We start from the raw sequence: 17,930 nt of genomic DNA, 5'->3' as shown, positions 1-17,930 counted from the left end.
CGGCGGCGGCGCGCGGCGCCCGAAGAAGCCCCTTGTTAGCTACCCGCAGGTAAGTCATATTTGAGGAATCGTCATGTTCCACCTCCGTAGCACCCCCTCACCTGCTGGGAGCACCTGTGAACAGAACGCGGCGCAGACCTCTCATGGCCCTTTTCGCGGCCACCGCTCTGACCGGAGCCCTGGTTTCGACCTGGGGCGGTACCGCACAAGCCACCGCCTCCGCGACCCCGGCGGCCACCCACACCGGCCCCGCGGCCATCGTCGCGATGGGCGACAGCGCGATCTCCGGCGAAGGCGCCGGGACCGACACCAGCGACAACTACGTCGCCGGCACCGACGGTCCCAGCGACTACTGCCACCGCAGCACCAAGTCCGAGATCTTCGACACCGGGCTGTCCGGCCTCACGCCGTTCGACGTCGCCTGCTCCGGCGCGCAGACCGGCGACATCGCCTCGCTGCCGCAGTACTCCGCGGTCACCGGCAGTGGCGGCGGCGACTACGGCGAGGCGAAGCAGGACACGCAGCTGGCCGCGATCGCGAAGACGAACAGCGTGAAGATGGTCGTGCTGACCATCGGCGCGAACGACGACTTCGACTTCACCGGGATCATGGAGGCCTGCCTGGACCAGTACTTCCCGATCCCGCAGTCGAGCGGCTGCCGGGACACCATCGGGACCGCCGAGATCCAGCGGCGCGCCGCGGCCGTGCAGCCGAAGGTGATCGCGGCCATCCAGGACGTCCGGCAGACCATGCGCAACGCCGGGTACGCGGACTCCGACTACCAGCTGGTCTTCCAGTCGTACTTCACGCCGATCACGCCGGACCTGCGTTCGGGGATCGACAACTACGCCAGCAAGGTCTCCAACGGCTGCCCGGCCTTCACCGAGGACCTGGCCTGGGGCCACAACCTGGTGGTGCCGCTGTTCTCCGACGCGCTGCGGCACGCCGCCGAGCAGGTTCCCGGCGTGCGCTACCTGGACGAGCGGCGGGTCAGCTACGGCCACGAGGTCTGCGCGGAGTTCACGTCCTCGCCGTACGAGTACACCAACGGCGACGTCATCGACACCTCGGAGATGACCCGCAACGGCTGCGACCAGAAGGTCCTGTTCGGCGGGCTGATCTGCATGGACGAGATCCGGCAGTCCTACCACCTGCGGGTGGCCGGCTACGAGGGCGAGGGCGCGTGCCTGGGCGACTTCTACGGGACGGCGAACGCTGAGTCGTACTGCACTCTGGACCAGCAGGACGGGACGACGATCAAACCGCTGACCCCGGGACAGCCGTGGATGGACCAGGTCGACGACGGCGGGTGGTTCCAGTTGACCAGCAAGGCCAGCGGGAACGTCTGGGACTTCTCCGGCGGCGGCACCGACGGGGACTCCACCAACGGCCGGCCGCTGATCACCTACGCGGCCACCGGCGGGCTGAACCAGTCCTTCGTCACCGAGATCAAGTCCGACGGCTCCTACGAGGTCGACTTCAGCGGCAACCGGAACATGTGCCTGGACGCCACCGGCGGGCAGGCCGCGGCCGGGGTGAAGCTGGAGCAGTGGGGCTGCAACGGCGGCGCCAACCAGCACTGGTTCTTCAAGCCCGAGGGCGGCGGCTACTACGCGGTCGCCTCGGCGCAGAACCAGAACCTGGTCGCCACGATAGGTGGTTCGACCGACGGCGCCGGGAACCCGGTGATCGAGCTCCAGCCGTACACCGGCGCGTCGAACCAGCTGTGGCAGCTCAACGAGCTGGGGATCGTCTACCTGCACGGCTAGCCGGTGACCAGCGGGTAACAATCCAGTGCCGCGTCGTTCCGCTCCGCGCCTCGCGGGGGTGCGGCGCGGCATAGACTCAACAGCATGAGCACGCCGACTTTCGAACCGGACACGGTCGGCTCGACGATCGTCGAGGAACGCGTCGAGTCCGACTACCGCTACGACCCGGGCGACGAGGAGCGCTTCGCGCACTACGCCGAGCGCGACAAGATCATGGAGGCGTCCGTGTTCGGCACGCCCCTGACCGCGCTGTGCGGGAAGGTGTGGGTGCCCTCGCGGGACCCCAGCCGGTTCCCCGTGTGCCCGGAGTGCAAGGAGATCTTCGAGGGCCTGGAGCCCGGCGGCGGTGACGGCGACGCTGGGGACGGCGGGACGAGCTGACCGGGATGATGGGGCCGGACGGTTTCGGGCCGTCCGGCGACGGGGGATTCGGGGGCGGTACCGGCGGAGCCGGCGGCGCGATGCCGGCCGGCGGCCACGCGCTGCCGGTACGGACCGCCGGGAGCCCGGAGGGTGCGCTGGTCTTCGGCGGCGAGGGCGAGCGGCCCGGGTTCGAGCTGGGCGCTTTCGAGGGCGATGAGGGCGGCGAGGACGAGATAGCCGCCGGTCTGGCGCGCAGGGCTGAGCTCGGCGGCGAGGATCGGGGACAAGCTCAAGGACAGGCCCAAGGACAGGCCCGAGGACAAGCGGGCCGGCAGCAGGCCCGCGGCGCGTTCGACCGGGCCGACGCGGCCGCCCACCAAAGCGCCGCGGCACCGCCGCCGCCGATCGGCACCGGCCTGGCCGGCTCCGCCGTGGCCGCCCCGCGCTCCCTGTTCGGTCCGCTCAGCGTCGTCGAGGCCGTCCAGGTCCTGGCCGCACACCCGGACGCCGTGATCATCGCCGGCGGCACCGTGGCCATGCCCGACATCACCGCCGGCCGGCGCCATCCCGGCACCGTGCTGACCCTGCACCGCTGCGCCGAGCTGCGCGGCTGGTCGACCGGGGCCGGCGAGGTGCTCCTGCACGCCGGGCTGACGCTGGCCGAGATGCAGCAGCGCGAGCTGCGCGAGCAGGTGCCGGCGCTGAACCAGGCCGCGCGCACCATCGGGGCCCCTCACCTGCGGTCCGCCGCCACGCTCGGCGGGAACCTCGTAGTCGGTCCGGCCTCGGCCGACCTGCCGGTGGTGCTCGCCGCGCTCGGGGCGTCCGTGCTGGTGGCCTCCGCCGACGGCGTGCGGACCGTGACCGTCTCCGACTTCTACGACCGCGACGGCGTGCCGCAGCTCGGCCCCGGCGAGCTGGTCGTCGGCGCGCGGGTGCCGGTCGTGCAGGGCATGCAGGGCTTCATGAAGATCGGCGTCCGCGGCGGCATCTCGCGGGCGATCCTGTCGATCATGCTGGCCGTGGATCCGGCGCGGCGCAGCGCCACCTGCGTCGTCGGCGCGATGGCGCTGGCCGGGCTGCCGACCGGGACCGGCCGCGGCGGGCTGCCGACCCTGCTGCGCGCCGACCACGCCGACCGCTGGCTGGCCGAGCAGGTGGACTGGGACGCCGGCGCGATCGCCGACCCGACCGTCTATGAGACCTTCGGCCGCCTGGTCGCCGACTCCCTCGTCTACGGCGACGGGGGCGGCACGCTCGGCGGGGGAGGCGACCCGTATCGTCGCAAGGCCGTGGAGATCTGCGCCCGCCGGGCCCTGCTGCGCGCGCTGCCGCCGCTGGGCTGGCTGGACCAGGTCCGCGAGCTGCAGAAGCGGGCCGACTTCCAGCGCGCCAAGCAGCGGGTCGAGCGCGCCGAGCAGGCGCGGAACCAGGACCGGTAGCCGGTAGTTCAGTAATCGGGGCGGGTGCGGCAGTTCAGGGGTTCAGCAGTTCGGCAGGTTCGGCAGGTTCGGCAGTTCGGCAGGTTCAGCAGTTCGGTTGGGTGGAGGGTGCCGGTTCGGCCGGCACTGTCGGGCAAGGGGATGGACCAGTGAGCCACAGGTGAGCGAGTCGTCGGCCGAGTGGCCGGCTGTGGGCCTGACGCTGCGCGTCGACGGGCACGAATATCCGGTGCCGCAGGTGTGGATCGGCGACTCGCTGCTGGCCGTGCTGCGCGAGCGCCTGGACCTCGACGAGCCGCGCGACGGCTGCGGGGTCGGCGAATGCGGGGCCTGTCTGGTGACGCTCGACGGCCGTCCCGCGGCCGCGTGCCTGATCCCGGCGGTCGCCGCGGCCGACCGGGACGTCCGCTCGCCCCAGGACGCGGCCTTCGAGATCGCCCGCGACGCCGTCGCGGACGCCGGCGCCAGCCCCTGCGGGTTCTGCGCCCCCGCGCTCACCGTCGCGATCACCGATCTGCTGCGCCGCACCGCCGATCCCGGCCCGGCGGCGATCCGCGAGGCGCTGGCCGGCATCGTGTGCCGCTGCGCCGAGTCCGGACGCTGGATCGAGGCGGTCGCCCGGGCGAAGGAGGCCGGCATCGAGGACGCCGGCGCGCGCCCCGGACCCGGGGACTCCGGCGAGATGCCGATGCTCGTGTTCGAAGCCGGGGAGCCCGCGTGACCGAGCCGAAGTTCCCGGCGGACCTGCGGGCCGAGGGCATGCTCTGGATGGGCGCCACCCGCTCCCCGCACGCCAGCGCGGCGATCCGCGGCCTGGACATGCGGGCCGCGCGCGCCATCCCCGGCGTGCACGCCGTGCTCTCCGCCGCCGACCTGCCCGGCTACAACTTCCACGGCCCGCGCTCCATCGACCAGCCGGTGCTGGCCGCGGACGTGGCCCGGTACATCGGCGAGCCGGTCGTGGTGGTGGCCGCCGAGCATCCGGCGCTGGCGCGCGCCGCCGCCGAGAAGGTGCGCGTGGTCTGGGACCCGCTGCGGCCGCTGCACGATCCGGACCAGGCCGCCGCCGCCGCGCCGATCCACCCGGACGGCAACGTCCTGCACAGCACCACCCTGGCCTTCGGCACCGAGCCGGCGACGCTGGCCGATCCTGCCAGCGCCGCCTCCGCCGGGCGCAAAGTGATCGAGGGCGAATACGTCCTCGACGCGGTGCCGGTGCGTCCGGCCGCCCCGGCCGTGGTGATCGCGGTGCCGAACGGGGAGCGCGGCATCGAGATCTACGTGGCGACCGTGTCCCCGCGCGGCGACCGCGAGGTGGTCGCGCAGTGCCTGGGCCTGCCGGTGGAGAAGGTGCACGTCATCCCGACCCGGGTCGGCGGCGCCGACACCCACCGCGAGGACGTGGGCCTGCAGGTGCAGGCCGCGCTGCTGGCGATGGCGACCGGCCGGCCGGTGAAGGCCGTCGTGCCGCGCGACGCCCCGGCGCATCCGGGCCGCCCGGCGGCGCAGCTGCGCTACCGGCACGTGGTCGCCGACGACGGCGCCCTGGTCGCGGTCGAGGCCGACATCCTGCTCGACGGCGGCGCCTACGCCTCCACCACGATCGACATCCTCGACGAGGCCTGCCGGCTCGCGGTCGGGCCCTACCGGGTGCCGAACGTGCGGGTCACCGGCCGGGTGGTGCGCACCAACAACCCGCCGGCCGGCCGGGTGCGCGGCGGCGGCGGGGCCCTGACCTGCGCCGCGTACGAGGCGCAGATGGACGCCGCGGGCTCGGCGGTGGGCCTGGGCGGCCTGGAGGTCCGGCTTCGCAACCTGCTGCGACCCGGCGACCTTGTGCCGGACGCCGGCGACCCGCTGGGCAAGCCGGCCGCCGCGCCGGTGCCGATCCCGGACTGCCTGCACGAGGTGCTGGACACCCCGATGCCGAGCTTCCCGCCGGGACCGGACATCCGCGAGTACCCCGGGACCGTGGGCCGCACCGGGGAGCTGACCCGGATCCGGCGCGGGGTCGGGGTGGCCCTGGGCATGGCGGACCTGTCGAACCCGACGCAGCTGGGGGAGTACGCGACCGCCGTGGTGCTGGTCTCGATGTCCCCGGACGGCCCGGCCGCGACCGTGGCCTGCTCGGCCGTGGAGACCGGCTCGGGCCTGCACGACCTGATCCGGGTCTCGGTCGAGCGCACCCTGGGCATCCCGGCGGACCGGGTAGCGGTGCGGGCGCCGGAGGACCCCGGGTCGCTGCCGTCGTCCTCAGCCGTCACGCATCCGGCGTGGGTGCACGGCAGCGCGGTCGAGACCGCGGCGAAGCAGGTCCGTGCCAAGCTCTTCCAGGCGCTGGCCGAGCAGATCGGCATCGACGGCGGCCTGCTGAAGGTCGTCGACGGATACCTGGTCTCCCACGACGACGTCTTCCACCTCCCGCTGGACGACGCCTACCGGCAGTGCCTGCCGGCCGGCCGCGTGGTCCGCGGCGACGGCGAGTTCCGCATGCTCACCATGCCGACCCTGACCGGCACCTCCGACGCGGCCAGCGTCGCGGTCGGCGCGGTGCGCGCGGTGGTGGACGTGGACACCGAACTCGGTCTGGTGAACGTGGTCCAGGTGGCCATCGCGCAGGACGCGGGCCGGGTCGCGGTCCGGGAGCGGGCCGAGCACCGCGTCGCCTCCGGGGCCGTGGCCGGCGCCGGCTTCGTCTTGTCCGAGGGCGCGGACCTGCCGTTCGGCTGGGGCGAGCCCTCGGCGATGGACGCGCCGGAGGTCGTGGTCGCCGCGCTGCTGGAGACCGCCGAGGAGGCCAAGGAGGAGATCGGCCCGGACGGCCTGCCGGTCGCCGCGCCGCCGCTGGGCGGCATGAAGCCGGTCGGCGACCTGTCGGTGATGGCGACCCCGGCCGCGGTGCTGGCCGCGATCCGCGACGCCGTCGGGGATCCGCGGGAGGGTTCACCGCTTCGACTGCCGTTGCGACCCGATCGGGCGTGGTGGGTTCTTGCGTGAGGTAATCTCGGGGGTCGGTCCTTACGGATCAGACGTTCGGCGGCACAACAAGCGGGTGGAACAAGAGGAGAAACCGTGAGCATCTCGGCGGCTTCCCACCTATCCCCGTCCTACCCCGACCGGGCCGCACGCGGCACCGCGGGGCGGCTGCGGGCCTGGCAGCAGGCGGCACTGGACGAGTACATGGGGCGCGAGCCGCGGGACTTCCTGGCGGTCGCCACGCCCGGCGCCGGCAAGACCACCTTCGCGCTGCGGATCGCCACCGAGCTGCTGGACCGGCATGTGGTGAACACCATCACGATCGTGGCGCCGACCGAGCACCTGAAGACGCAGTGGGCTGAGGCGGCGCACCGGGTCGGGATAAGGATCGACCCGAACTACAGCGGTGTGACCGGCGGCACTTCGCGGGACTACCAGGGCATCGCGGTGACCTACGCCGGCGTGGCCGCGCACCCGATGCTGCACCGGAACCGCGTCGAGGGCCGCAGGACCCTGGTGATCCTGGACGAGATCCACCACGCCGGCGACTCCAAGTCCTGGGGCGAGGCGGCCTACGAGGCGTTCGAGCCGGCGACGCGGCGGCTGGCGCTGACCGGGACGCCGTTCCGGTCGGACACCAACCCGATCCCGTTCGTCACCTACGCGCCGGACAACGAGGGCGTCCGCCGCAGTATCGCGGACTACTCGTACGGCTACGGCTCGGCGCTGGCCGACGGCGTCGTGCGCCCGGTGGTGTTCATGTCCTACGCCGGCCGGATGCGCTGGCGCACCAAGGCCGGCGACGAGATCGCCATGCAGCTCAACGAGCCGATGACGAACGACGCGGTGAAGCAGGCCTGGCGCACCGCGCTGGACCCGGCCGGCGACTGGATGCCGCAGGTGCTGCGGGCCGCCGACCGGCGCCTGCGCGAGGTGCGGCGCGGCATCCCGGACGCCGGCGGTCTGGTGATCGCCACCGACCAGGGCGCGGCCCGGGCCTACGCCGACATACTCAAGGACATCACCGGCAAGCGGCCGACGGTGGTGGTCTCGGACGACCCCTCGTCGTCGTCGAAGATCAGCGAGTTCACCGACAACGACGACCGCTGGATGGTCGCGGTCCGCATGGTGTCCGAGGGCGTCGACGTCCCGCGCCTGGCGGTCGGCGTCTACGCCACCGGCATCTCCACACCGCTGTTCTTCGCCCAGGCCGTGGGCCGCTTCGTGCGCGCCCGCCGCCACGGCGAGACCGCGTCGGTCTTCGTCCCCTCGATCCCGATGCTCCTGGAGTTCGCGAACGAGATGGAGCGCCAGCGCGACCACGCTCTGGACAAGCCGACCGGCGCCACCACCACCGAGGACGTCTGGGGCGAGGAGGAGGCGCTTCTCGCCGAGGCCAACCGCACCGAGAAGGAGCAGGGCTACGAGGAGGACCTGTTCACCTTCCAGGCGCTGAACTCGGAGGCCGAGTTCGACCGGGTTCTCTACGACGGCGCCGAATTCGGCCTGCCCGCGGACCCCGGATCGCGCGAGGAAGCGGAGTACCTGGGACTCCCGGGCCTGCTCGAGCCGGAGCACATCAAGGTCCTGTTGGCCAAGCGCCAGCAGATGCACCTGAGCAGCGCCCGCAAGAAGGCACTCCTGCGCTCGCAGGCCGAGGCCATCGTCGGTGCCGAGGAGCGCCCGGTGATGACCCGCAAGCAGTTGCTGGAGCTGCGCAAGGAGCTCCAGGGTCTGGTCGGCGCCTGGCACCACAAGACCGGCAAGCCGCACGGCACGATCCACGGCGAACTGCGGCGCACATGCGGCGGCCCGGCGGTGGCCCAGGCGACGGCGACGCAGTTGCAGAAGCGGATCGACATGGTGCGGCGGTGGGCTGCCGAGGGCGGGAACTAGCCCGACACGGGATAGCCCGCCAGACTCGCGACCTTCGCCACCTTCGTGAAGTCGGCATCCGTGTTCAGCGCTCGAACCAGCTCGGCCGTCAGCGCCTCACCGGCCAGGATCGCCCGCACGGCGTCCCCGTCGATCTCCCGCTCGAAGTAGTACTCGGCGTGATCGAGGTAGGAGTGGACGCTGCCTTCGACGACGGCGTTGAACAACCACCCCGAGCCGTCGTCGGACGAGGCGTCGCCATCGAACTCGACCGGTCCGCAGTGCCAGGCGGTGTCGCCGGTCTCGCGCCAGATGCACACGGTCGCGTCGAAGAAGCCCTCGAACTGGAACTCCTCTGCCTCGGTCCAGCGGGCCAGCGCGACCGGGAGGCCGTCGAGCAGGCCGGGCCAGTGCGCGCGGGGTTCGTCGCGCCAGGGGGTCGCTTCCGACTCGTGGTCGAAGCCATAGAGGAAGACGCCGGCGGGCTCGAAGACGATGTCCCAGTGGTCGCCGCCGCCGTTGTCCATGTGGGCGAGGTCCGTTCCCTCGCGCCATCCGGCCGTGAAGTGGTGCTTCGCGTACTCGATGTCGAAGACGGCATCGAGCACGCCGAACGCGCGGCAGGCGGTTCGCAGCGCGGCGGGCTCGGGGAGTCGGGCTGTCAGGTCCTGGACGGTCACGTGCTCAGTGAACACCACGGACCCGACAGCCTCACCGCCCCACTTCACGGGCTCTCGGGCCCCCGCGGCTCGCGCAGCAGCAGCCCGAGTACGAGCCCTGCGATCGGCACCGCGCACAGTACCGTCAGCACGCCCTGCGGTCCGCGATGCTCGGCGATCAACCCGAAGACCGGTGCCATCAGCCCGCCGGCGCTGACGCCCAGGCCGAGGGTCACGCCGGCGGCGGTGCCGGGGCGGCCCGGGAGGTAGTCCTGGCCGAGTTTCACCAGGACGGCGAACGGGATGTTGAGGGCCAGGCCGGTCAGGACCGCGAAGGCCAGCGGGGCGACGGCACCCGGGCAGAAGCGCAGTGCCAGCAGCATCGGGACGGTCAGGGCGCCGCCGAGCTGTACGGTGCGCACCATGCCGATGCGGTCGGCGATGCGGCCGCCGAGCAGGGTGCCGGCGACGCCGCCGACGAGGAAGCAGGCCAGGGCCGCGCCGGCGAGGGTGCGTGAGGCGTGCAGGTGGTTGAGCCAGTAGAGCTCGATGAAGGTGTTGATGCCGAAGAACGCCGCCGAGCGGACCACCTCGATGCCGGTCAGTGCGGCGAAGGGGCCCCAGCGGTCTTGGCCGGTGGCGGCTCGCGCGTGGTGCGCCGTGCCCGCGGTGCGATTCCTGAGCAGGACCAGGGCGATCAGCCAGGCCGGCGGGATGAACAGGGCCGTCGCGCCCACGCCCCAGGCGTCCAGGGCCGGGGTCGCGAGCACCGGCGCCAGGAAGAAGCCGACGCTGCCGCCGGCGGCGAAGACGCTCATCGCCGACGCGCTGTCCCCGGCGGCCTCGCGGGCCGAGCGGCCGGCGGCCGGGTGGAACATCGCGACGCCGAGCCCTGACACCAGGATGCAGAGCCAGACCAGCGCGTACGGACCGGCCAGGCCCGACAGGCCCAGGCCGGTGCCGGCCACCGCCACGCCCACCGCCGCCATCCGCGGCAGCCGCCAGCGGTCCACCGCCAGGCCCACGGCCGGCTGGGGGAGGGCGCTGCCCAGGGTCGCGGCCAACGTGAGGCCGGAGGCGGCCAGGTAGCTGTAGTGCCGCTCCAGCACGAAGTAGGGGACGCTGGCCGGGACGAGTCCCTGGTACATGTCGTCGACGGCGTGCGCCGCGCCCCAGAGGGCCATGCGGCTGCGGACGCTGCGCGGGTTCGGGGTGCTCGGCTGGGTGCTTGGCGGGCTCGGGGCGCTCGTCCGGCTCGGGCCACTGGTCAGGCTCATGGAGTCCACCATCGTGCCGCGCACCCCTGTCCGGCTTCCGATATCCTGCCGATTGATGTCGGAAAACCGCCTGATCCTCACCGGCCCCACGCGGCACCCGCTGCTGCCCGGCGAGCAGGTGGAGCGGCACCACCACGACGTGAACCAGCTCGTCTACCCGTTGCGGGGGATGCTGGAGGTGGCGACGTCGGCCGGGGTGTGGATGGTGCCGCCGCACCGCGCCGCGTGGATCCCGGCCGCCGTCCCGCACGCGCACCGGGCCCACGGCCCCACCGAGATGCGGACCCTGATATTCCCGGCCGCGACCAACCCCCTGCATCTGGACCGCCCGACCGTCCTGGCCGTGGACCCGCTGCTGCGCGAGGTGATCGCCGCCCTCACCACCGAGGAGCCGGGGCCGCGGCAGCGCCGGAACCTGGAGCAGGTGGCGCTGGACCGGCTGCGCACCGTCGACGAACTGCCGCTGTGCCTGCCCTGGCCGCACGACGACCGCCTGGCCCGCATCGCCCGCACCCTGGCCGACGACCCGGCGGACGACCGCACCCTGGCGGCCCTGGGCCGCGAGGCCGGCGCCGCCGAACGCACCCTGAGCCGCCTGTTCCGCGCCGAGACCGGCATGACCTTCCCGCAGTGGCGCACCCAGCTGCGGCTCCAGCACGCGCTGGCGCTGCTCTCGACCGGCGAGCCGGTCACGACGGTGGCGGGCGCGTGCGGCTTCGCGACCCCGAGCGCGTTCATCGAGACCTTCCGCAAGGCCCTGGGAACGACGCCGGGCCGCTACCGCTCCGGCGCGGTTCCCCCGAACGGGCCGCATCTCCGGCCGGACCTTCTCTGATGGCACGTCAGATGCCATACTCCGCGCCATGACGCCCAAGGCACTGAAGCGCACGGCCCAGACCCTCGCCCGCCAGCCCTGGTTCGTGGCGGTCGGGAAGCACACGATCCCGCGCGTGGACCGCGTCCTGTACAAAGTCAGCCGCGGCCGCGTCGGCGCCATGAGCCCCTCCGGCCTCACCGGCCTCCTGCTCACAACCGTCGGCCGCAAAACCGGCAAGGAACGCTCCGTGCCCCTGCTCTACGTCGGACACGAGGGCAAGTACTACCTCACCGGCTCGAACTGGGGCCAGGAACACCACCCGGTGTGGACCCTGAACCTGATGGCGAACCCGGAGGCGACACTGACGGTGAAGGGCAAGAAGATCCCGGTCACCGCGCGCCTGCTGGAAGGCGAGGAGCGCACGGCGATCTGGCCGGTCCTGACCACGACCTGGCCCAACTTCGACGTCTACACCGAACGCAGCGGCCGGGAACTGCGGGTCTTCGAGCTGACACCGCGCTGAGCGGTCGCGCTGGTGGGGCGCTGCGGTTTGTTCGTGGGTGGATAGTCAAAGGCGTTTCTACGGCTTCGCGTATGGTTTGCGGGATCCGTGGGTGGCGCGGTTTGGTTGAGTGCCTCGTGTCGTGCTGGCGGCCGGCGGCCGGCGGTTGGCGTGGACACGGTCAAGGGCAGGGCCTCCGGCGGGCCTCTACAGCGGGGGTGGGGGTGCGGGCCTGCTGTTTGCTGCCGGTCCGGGAGTGGTCGCCTTGCTTTTCGTGCGTGGTGCGCGGCGTTGCCTGCTGGCGGTGTTGCTTGTGGTCGCCAGTGTTCCGGGTCCCCCGCCGCGTCGTCGCCTGAAGGAAGCAGACCGGTCCGGTGGTATCAAGTCGGATCACACGCTGCTGTGGTCCGATTTCGTCCGACTTGACACCACCGGCCCGGCCAGCTTGGCTGCGCCCGCCGACGCGGCGGGGGACCCGGAACAAAGACCCCTCTATGGGGTGCGGGATCCACCTGTCACAGGTGGTCGGCCGCGACTGGCCTGCTTGCGTGAGCACGGTGTGACACGTGGATCCTGTTTCCCATACAGGTGGGGTTGTCTCGGTTCCCTCGTCGCTGTCGGCGGGCTCTGCCAACCATTCCGGACTGACGGTGTCAAGTCGGGCGAAACTAGACCACAGCAACGGCGATCCGACTTGATACCGCCAGGCCGGGATGGTTCCGTTTACGGCGACGACAGCGACGAGGGAACCGAGACAGTGGCGACCAACACTCGGACCGCCACCTGCGCGGGGTCTGGTGATCCCTCAGAGCCGAGGCCGCTCGCCGCGTAGGCGCTGCCGGAGGCGCCTTTCAGTTCTTGACCTTGCTCTTGACTGTGGCCTGTGGCCTGTGGCAGTAAACCCGACCACCTGCCCACACCACCGCCGCCTACACCCGACCCGACCCACCACCGAACCGCGCCACCAACGGATCCGTCTTCAACCCGCGCGAAGCCGTAAGAAAACGCCTTTGCCCGTCGCCCTACTTCAAAGCCGCCGAGATCTCCGCCGCGGCCTGAATCACCCGCGGCGCGACGGCCCCGGTGTCCAACGGCGCGAACGACACCACGCCGACGCTCGCCTCCAGGCCCGGCACCTCTCGGATCGGCGCCGCGATCCCGTGGGCGCCGGCTTGCAGTTCGCCCTCGCTCGCCGTGTAGAGCATCGCAGGGTCCTTGGTCATTGAGGGCGGACGCCCGGCCGTCGACCGGCCCAGCAGGATCGCCTTGCCCGCCGCGCCCTGTGCCAGCCGGTGGCGCGATCCGACGCGGTAGGCCATGTGATAGTCGGTCCAGGTCGGTTCCACCACCGCGATCGCCAGGGCGTCCGGGCCCTCGGCGACCGTCAGGTGCGCGGTGGCGCCCACGGCCTCGGCCAGCCGGCGCAGTGGTGGGGTCGCGGCTTCGCGCAGCAGGGGGTGCACGCGTGCGGCCAGGCGCAGGACGCCCACGCCGAGGTGTACGCGGCCGTCGGGGTCGCGGCGGGCCAGGCCGTGCGCCTCCAGGGTGGCGACCAGCCGGTAGCCGGCGGTGCGGGGGGCGCCGACGCGTTCGGCCAGTTGGGCGACCGTCAGGCCGGCGGTGGCGTCGGCCAGGGCTGTGAGCACGCGGATCCCCCGGTCCAGAGTTTGGCTGGTCTCCGGTTCCGGGGCGGGATCGGTGCGGGTCATACGCGCAGCTTAGATCGTGGGTGGACCATACTCGAAGGATGGGCATCGACGAGGAACTGTTCCGGCGGCAGCGGCTCCTGCAGGGTGAGGCGGAGGCGGTCCTCGATGACCTGGATCTGGTGGCCGGGCTGGAGGCGGTCGGCGATCCGATCCGGACCGGCAGTTCCGCGCTCGGTGTGATGGTGAAGCCGGACATCGACGTGACCACCGCCTGTGCCCGCCTGGACCTGTCGGCCTTCGACGCCGTCGGGCAGCTGGCGACCAAGCTGGCGCGGCACGATCGGGTGCGGCAGGTGACCTTCCGCAACGACACCGGCGCCTGGAACACCGAGCCCGACAAGTACCCCGACGGCCTGTTCCTCCAGGTGAGCTATCGCTCGGTGCGGCCCCGGGACTGGAGTCTGGACCTGTGGTTCGTCGACCAGCCCGAGCGGCAGCCGGACCTGGCGCACCTGCGCACGCTGCTGCCGCGGCTGACCGACGAGACCCGCGAAGCCATCCTGCGCGTCAAGGAGGAGTGGACGCCGCGCCCCGAGTACGGCCGGACGGTCAATGGGACGCTGATTTATGAGGCTGTGCTTGATGGGGGAGTACGGACCCTTCCGGACTTCGCGGAGTGGCTGGAGCAGGACGCGCCCGCTTTGAAATCAGATACAGCCCGGGCCTAGGCAGCCGCGCCAGCTGCTCGCGCACCTTCCTGCCGACCCACAGCCACAGGCTCGTCGGCAGGAACACCGCGTCGCCGACCATCATCGCCGCCGAGAACATCGGCAGCCCCATCACGACCGCGATCGAGAAGTGCATCCCGACCAGCATCACCAGGCACGGGTACTTCAGCCACTTGCTGAACACGGCGAACGGGAAGGCGATCTGCACGAACACCGTCAGATACGCCACGATCGCGATCATGACGCTCTGGCCCGCGAAGAAGTCGGACAGCCCGGGCCAGGGCCGGAACCAGTCCAGTTTCAGCGTGTAGTACAGCGCTGTCCCGTTCTGCCAGTAAGAGCCCTGCGACTTGTACAGGCCGGCCGCGGCGTAGACCACGCAGGTCTGCGCGGCTATCACCAGGGCCGCGGCGTTGTGCAGGAAGGTGACGATCTCCTCGCGGGTCCGGTCGAGCTCGGCGACCGCCTGCCAGCCCGGAGTGTCCGGCCAGCCGAACTCGGGGATGCCGCGCTGCTCGCGCTTGGCGGCCTGACGCCGGCGCCGCCGCGCGTCCAGCGACCAGCGCGCGCCGCAGCGGCTGAAGGCCAGGTAGATGGCCATCAGGCCCATGATGTTGTCGCCGCCGTCGGTGAGGAACACGTCGCGGCCGGTGAACGCCATGATGGTGAGCGCGAAGCAGATCGAGGTGACGCGGGTGCGCCAGCCCAGCGCGAACAGCAGGCAGACCAGGATCGCGACGGTGTACCAGAACTCGAACCAGGTCTTGCCGCCGTGGCCGAGGAACGTGTACCACCAGCGGTCGACCGCGAACCAGTCCAGGCCGGGGTCGTTGGCGAACTGCTGGTTCAGCGCCGGCGTCCAGGGCGCGTTCGGGCCCCAGAGCGCGTCGTGCTTCGGGTACTCGTGCAGCAGGAAGATCAGGTAGAGCGAGCCGTATCCCATGCGCAGGACCGCGGTGCCGTAGAGCGCGATGGCGTGCGTCGTGAGGAACGTGAAGGCGTTGCGGGCCCTGGCGCCGATCCAGGTCAGCGGCTGGTGCCGGAACTGCGTGGGCCCGGCGGCGGCCACCGCGACGGCCATCTCGGCGGTGTCGAGGACGGTTCCGGTCGCGTCGACGGTGTCGTCGGCGGTGTTGTTCAGGTCCGGGGCGGTGTCGTTCAGGTCCGGCGCGGTGTTGTTCAGATCCGGGGCGGTGTCGTCCAGGTCCGGGCCGGTGTTGTTCAGGTCCGAGGCGGTGTCGTCCAGGTCCGAGGTCACGGCGCCACGCTCCCGTTCGGGCATCCGTAGGAGACCGCGTCGGGGGAGACCTGGCGCCACGGGATGATGTGCACCGACGGCGTCATCACCAGGTTCGGCGTCGCGGCCGGCGCGATGTCGGTGGTGGTCACCCGGAACTCGATGTTCATTATCTTGCCCGGGGGTACGCCGTCCTTGGCGCTGCGCGGGTCGATCCGCTGGAGTGCGATGTTCACCAGGTACTGCCGCATCATGTCGCCGCGGTCGGAGGTGGGGACGTCGGAGCCGTCGTGGGTCGCGGCGTAGCCGTCGGTCCAGGCCCGGCGCAGTTCGTTCTGCTCGGTGTGGCCCGGGAACGGGTTGTGCGCGATGGTGTCGTAGTCCATCTGCGAGAGGTTGTACCAGGGTGTGACGCTGCTGTAGCAGTCGGTGGAGACCCTGGCCTCGACGGTGAAGTTCTGCGACATCGGGTTCGGCGCGAACAGCCGCCAGTTCTGCTCGAACCACGGGTAGACCCATTTGGCGATGGGGGTGGCGAACTTCGTGCTGACCGTGTTCGTCGGCGAGTTCGTCAGGAACGTGATGCTCAGGTGGTAGAGCGCGAGCAGCGAGATGCCGAGGGTCGCGACGCCCAGGAGTGTCCGGGACCACCATGGCCGGGGTGTCTGACGGGGAGTCTGTCGAGGAGGGGTCGGCACGGGCGCGGGGGGTTCCTCGATCGGCTCGGACACGCAGCAAACCTAACGGATCGCCGGACGCTCGGTAACACCGTTTTCGCAAGTCGTGACGCCGGTGACCTAATGCGACTCCTGAGAAACCCCTGGAGCAGTCCTTACCCCTCGAGGCGCTCGGTGGCGCACACTTCGGTGAGCGGAAGTACCCGGTAGGGCACCGGGTTCGCCATCGCGATCACCGTCGAGGTCCGCTGGATCCCCTCGAAGGAGACCAGCTTGTCGATCACCCGCTGCATGTCCGCGTTCGACCGCGCGACGATGCGGCAGAGCATGTCGCCGATGCCGGTGATCGTGTGCATCTCCAACAGTTCCGGGATCGCCGCCAGGTGCTCGCGGACCTGCTGCCCGCGCCCCTGCCGGATCTCCAGCGTCGCGAACGCGGTCACCGTGTAGCCCAGCGCCGCCGGGTCGATCACCGGTCCGAAGCCGCGCACCACGCCCCGGGCCTGCAACCGGTCCAGGCGCGCCTGCACGGTCCCGCGCGCCACGCCGAGCCGCCGCGACGCCTCCAGGATGCCGATCCGCGGCTCCTCGGTCAGCAGGGCGAGCAGCCGGGCGTCGAGGCTGTCGATCGGCGCCGTGGACGGCGGCGGTTCAGTCATGGACATATCGGTTGCTTCCCTTTCATGTCGGGTATTGCCTGATGTGTCGCTGGTCACACTGTACAGAAGTGGTGCTGATGAGCCCTCTTGGCTGAGCAGATTGTATAGCTCTCAGAGCTCCCGTTGCGCACTTTGATCTGCGGATCGAAGCTTGGACCATGACCGAAACCGCTGCTGCCAGCACCGCCTCCGCCACCGCCGCCAAGGACCCGTTCCCGGTCAAGGGGATGGACGCCGTCGTGTTCGCCGTCGGCAACGCCAAGCAGGCCGCCCACTATTACTCCACCGCCTTCGGCATGAAGGTGGTCGCCTATTCCGGCCCCGAGACCGGCCGCACCGACCGCGTGTCGTACGTGCTGGAGTCCGGCAGCGCGCGCTTCGTGCTGAAGGGCTCGGTCCGTCCGGGCACCGACATCGCGCGGCACGTCGCCGAGCACGGCGACGGCGTCACGGACCTCGCGATCGCCGTCCCGGACGTCTACGCGGCCTACGAGTACGCGGTCGCGCACGGCGCCACCGGGCTGGAGAAGCCGCACGAGATCGAGGACGAGCACGGCGTCCTGGTCCGGGCCGCGATCGCCGCCTACGGCGACACCCGCCACTCGCTGGTGGACCGCTCGCGCTACACCGGCGTCTACGCCCCCGGCTACGTCGAGCGCGCGCCGCTGGTCGAGCCGAACGCCCGCATCTTCCAGGCGATCGACCACTGCGTGGGCAACGTCGAGCTGGGCAAGATGGACGAATGGGTGGAGTTCTACCACAAGGTCATGGGCTTCACGAACATGGCCGAGTTCGTCGGCGACGACATCGCCACCGACTACTCGGCGCTGATGTCGAAGGTCGTCGCCGACGGCACCCGCAAGGTGAAGTTCCCGCTGAACGAGCCGGCGATCGCGAAGAAGAAGTCGCAGATCGACGAGTACCTGGAGTTCTACGGCGGCCCCGGCGTGCAGCACATCGCGCTGAACACCGGCGACATCCTGGCCACCGTGGACGCGATGCGCGCCGCCGGCGTGGAGTTCCTGGACACCCCGGACTCCTACTACGAGGACGGGGAGCTGCGGGCCCGCATCGGCACCGTCCGCGTCCCGGTCGAGGAGCTGCAGAAGCGCAAGATCCTCGTCGACCGCGACGAGGAGGGCTACCTGCTCCAGATCTTCACCAAGCCGGTGCAGGACCGCCCGACCGTGTTCTTCGAGCTGATCGAGCGGCACGGCAGCCAGGGCTTCGGCAAGGGGAACTTCAAGGCCCTGTTCGAGGCCATCGAGCGCGAGCAGGAGCGCCGCGGCAACCTGTGAGC

General features: G+C 71.4%; 16 protein-coding genes. 10 read left to right on the top strand and 6 right to left on the bottom strand.

The genetic code is table 11. The features are described 5' to 3' along the window. Positions 1 to 143 precede the first annotated feature (143 nt). The 6 genes from ABIA35_RS15795 (at position 144) to ABIA35_RS15770 (ending at position 8,446) form a co-directional block, all read left to right on the top strand. Positions 144 to 1,769, top strand: a complete 1,626-nt coding sequence (locus ABIA35_RS15795; protein ID WP_370358356.1) for an RICIN domain-containing protein — start codon at positions 144 to 146, stop codon at positions 1,767 to 1,769. 84 nt (positions 1,770 to 1,853) lie between these two features. After that, positions 1,854 to 2,150 carry a DUF3039 domain-containing protein gene (locus ABIA35_RS15790; protein WP_370339534.1) on the top strand — a complete coding sequence of 99 codons (297 nt, stop codon included), beginning with the start codon at positions 1,854 to 1,856 and terminating at the stop codon, positions 2,148 to 2,150. A 5-nt stretch (positions 2,151 to 2,155) separates the two neighbouring features. Then, positions 2,156 to 3,574, top strand: a complete 1,419-nt coding sequence (locus ABIA35_RS15785) for a xanthine dehydrogenase family protein subunit M (protein ID WP_370358355.1) — start codon at positions 2,156 to 2,158, stop codon at positions 3,572 to 3,574. 160 nt (positions 3,575 to 3,734) lie between these two features. Next, the gene (locus tag ABIA35_RS15780) at positions 3,735 to 4,295 is read left to right on the top strand and encodes a (2Fe-2S)-binding protein (RefSeq protein ID WP_370358354.1); all 561 of its coding nucleotides are present in this window, start codon (positions 3,735 to 3,737) and stop codon (positions 4,293 to 4,295) included. After that, entirely contained in the window at positions 4,292 to 6,571 is a 2,280-nt protein-coding gene (locus ABIA35_RS15775; RefSeq protein WP_370358353.1) for a xanthine dehydrogenase family protein molybdopterin-binding subunit, read from the top strand. Before ABIA35_RS15780 ends, ABIA35_RS15775 begins: the two co-directional genes overlap by 4 nt. 75 nt (positions 6,572 to 6,646) lie before the next feature. Then, complete coding sequence (locus ABIA35_RS15770) at positions 6,647 to 8,446, top strand: DEAD/DEAH box helicase (RefSeq protein WP_370358352.1); 1,800 nt, start codon at positions 6,647 to 6,649, stop codon at positions 8,444 to 8,446. Here the strand turns inward: ABIA35_RS15770 and ABIA35_RS15765 are convergent. Then, positions 8,443 to 9,105: a hypothetical protein gene (locus ABIA35_RS15765; RefSeq protein ID WP_370358351.1), complete on the bottom strand. Its 663-nt coding sequence runs from the start codon at positions 9,103 to 9,105 to the stop codon at positions 8,443 to 8,445. The genes ABIA35_RS15770 and ABIA35_RS15765 overlap by 4 nt on opposite strands. A 44-nt stretch (positions 9,106 to 9,149) precedes the next feature. Further along, entirely contained in the window at positions 9,150 to 10,361 is a 1,212-nt protein-coding gene (locus ABIA35_RS15760) for an MFS transporter (RefSeq protein ID WP_370339545.1), read from the bottom strand. A gap of 55 nt (positions 10,362 to 10,416) precedes the next feature. Here ABIA35_RS15760 and ABIA35_RS15755 point away from each other — a divergent pair, with 55 nt between their 5' ends. Both ABIA35_RS15755 and ABIA35_RS15750 read left to right on the top strand, forming a co-directional pair. Beyond that, positions 10,417 to 11,196, top strand: a complete 780-nt coding sequence (locus ABIA35_RS15755; protein WP_370358350.1) for a helix-turn-helix transcriptional regulator — start codon at positions 10,417 to 10,419, stop codon at positions 11,194 to 11,196. 28 nt (positions 11,197 to 11,224) lie between these two features. Next, a complete protein-coding gene (locus ABIA35_RS15750) occupies positions 11,225 to 11,701 on the top strand; it encodes a nitroreductase family deazaflavin-dependent oxidoreductase (RefSeq protein WP_370358349.1) in 477 nt (158 codons plus the stop codon). 1,001 nt (positions 11,702 to 12,702) lie between these two features. On the opposite strand, the gene ABIA35_RS15745 is transcribed toward ABIA35_RS15750, so the two are convergent. After that, positions 12,703 to 13,389: an IclR family transcriptional regulator gene (locus ABIA35_RS15745; protein WP_370339551.1), complete on the bottom strand. Its 687-nt coding sequence runs from the start codon at positions 13,387 to 13,389 to the stop codon at positions 12,703 to 12,705. Positions 13,390 to 13,427: 38 nt separating this feature from the next. Between ABIA35_RS15745 and ABIA35_RS15740 the strand changes: the two genes are divergently transcribed. Next, positions 13,428 to 14,057 (top strand): hypothetical protein, encoded by a 630-nt coding sequence (locus ABIA35_RS15740; protein ID WP_370339553.1) that lies wholly within the window; start codon positions 13,428 to 13,430, stop codon positions 14,055 to 14,057. On the opposite strand, the gene ABIA35_RS15735 is transcribed toward ABIA35_RS15740, so the two are convergent. The 3 genes from ABIA35_RS15735 to ABIA35_RS15725 form a co-directional block, all read right to left on the bottom strand. Next, positions 13,939 to 15,315 (bottom strand): HTTM domain-containing protein, encoded by a 1,377-nt coding sequence (locus ABIA35_RS15735; RefSeq protein ID WP_370339555.1) that lies wholly within the window; start codon positions 15,313 to 15,315, stop codon positions 13,939 to 13,941. The genes ABIA35_RS15740 and ABIA35_RS15735 overlap by 119 nt on opposite strands. Then, complete coding sequence (locus tag ABIA35_RS15730) at positions 15,312 to 16,025, bottom strand: DUF5819 family protein (protein ID WP_370339557.1); 714 nt, start codon at positions 16,023 to 16,025, stop codon at positions 15,312 to 15,314. Before ABIA35_RS15730 ends, ABIA35_RS15735 begins: the two co-directional genes overlap by 4 nt. Positions 16,026 to 16,126: 101 nt before the next feature. After that, positions 16,127 to 16,636, bottom strand: coding sequence for an Lrp/AsnC family transcriptional regulator (locus ABIA35_RS15725; protein ID WP_370339559.1), 510 nt, complete (start codon positions 16,634 to 16,636; stop codon positions 16,127 to 16,129). Positions 16,637 to 16,788: 152 nt separating this feature from the next. Here ABIA35_RS15725 and hppD point away from each other — a divergent pair, with 152 nt between their 5' ends. Further along, positions 16,789 to 17,928, top strand: coding sequence for a 4-hydroxyphenylpyruvate dioxygenase (hppD, locus tag ABIA35_RS15720; protein WP_370358348.1), 1,140 nt, complete (start codon positions 16,789 to 16,791; stop codon positions 17,926 to 17,928). Positions 17,929 to 17,930: the final 2 nt, after the last annotated feature.

This window comes from Catenulispora sp. MAP12-49 (genome assembly GCF_041262705.1).
Taxonomy (GTDB): Bacteria; Actinomycetota; Actinomycetes; order Streptomycetales; family Catenulisporaceae; genus Catenulispora.
Note: the sequence above shows the minus strand (reverse complement) of the source record. Positions and strands in the feature narration are given on the sequence as shown.

What these genes read in the sequence shown, in the direction of transcription:
- ABIA35_RS15755 (WP_370358350.1), top strand. Translation starts at nt 10,417, where the DNA reads ATGTCGGAAAACCGCCTGATCCTCACCGGCCCCACGCGGCACCCGCTG.
- hppD (WP_370358348.1), top strand. Translation starts at nt 16,789, where the DNA reads ATGACCGAAACCGCTGCTGCCAGCACCGCCTCCGCCACCGCCGCCAAG.
- ABIA35_RS15725 (WP_370339559.1), bottom strand. Translation starts at nt 16,636, where the DNA reads ATGTCCATGACTGAACCGCCGCCGTCCACGGCGCCGATCGACAGCCTC.
- ABIA35_RS15750 (WP_370358349.1), top strand. Translation starts at nt 11,225, where the DNA reads ATGACGCCCAAGGCACTGAAGCGCACGGCCCAGACCCTCGCCCGCCAG.
- ABIA35_RS15745 (WP_370339551.1), bottom strand. Translation starts at nt 13,389, where the DNA reads ATGACCCGCACCGATCCCGCCCCGGAACCGGAGACCAGCCAAACTCTG.
- ABIA35_RS15760 (WP_370339545.1), bottom strand. Translation starts at nt 10,361, where the DNA reads ATGAGCCTGACCAGTGGCCCGAGCCGGACGAGCGCCCCGAGCCCGCCA.
- ABIA35_RS15740 (WP_370339553.1), top strand. Translation starts at nt 13,428, where the DNA reads ATGGGCATCGACGAGGAACTGTTCCGGCGGCAGCGGCTCCTGCAGGGT.
- ABIA35_RS15795 (WP_370358356.1), top strand. Translation starts at nt 144, where the DNA reads ATGGCCCTTTTCGCGGCCACCGCTCTGACCGGAGCCCTGGTTTCGACC.
- ABIA35_RS15790 (WP_370339534.1), top strand. Translation starts at nt 1,854, where the DNA reads ATGAGCACGCCGACTTTCGAACCGGACACGGTCGGCTCGACGATCGTC.
- ABIA35_RS15785 (WP_370358355.1), top strand. Translation starts at nt 2,156, where the DNA reads ATGATGGGGCCGGACGGTTTCGGGCCGTCCGGCGACGGGGGATTCGGG.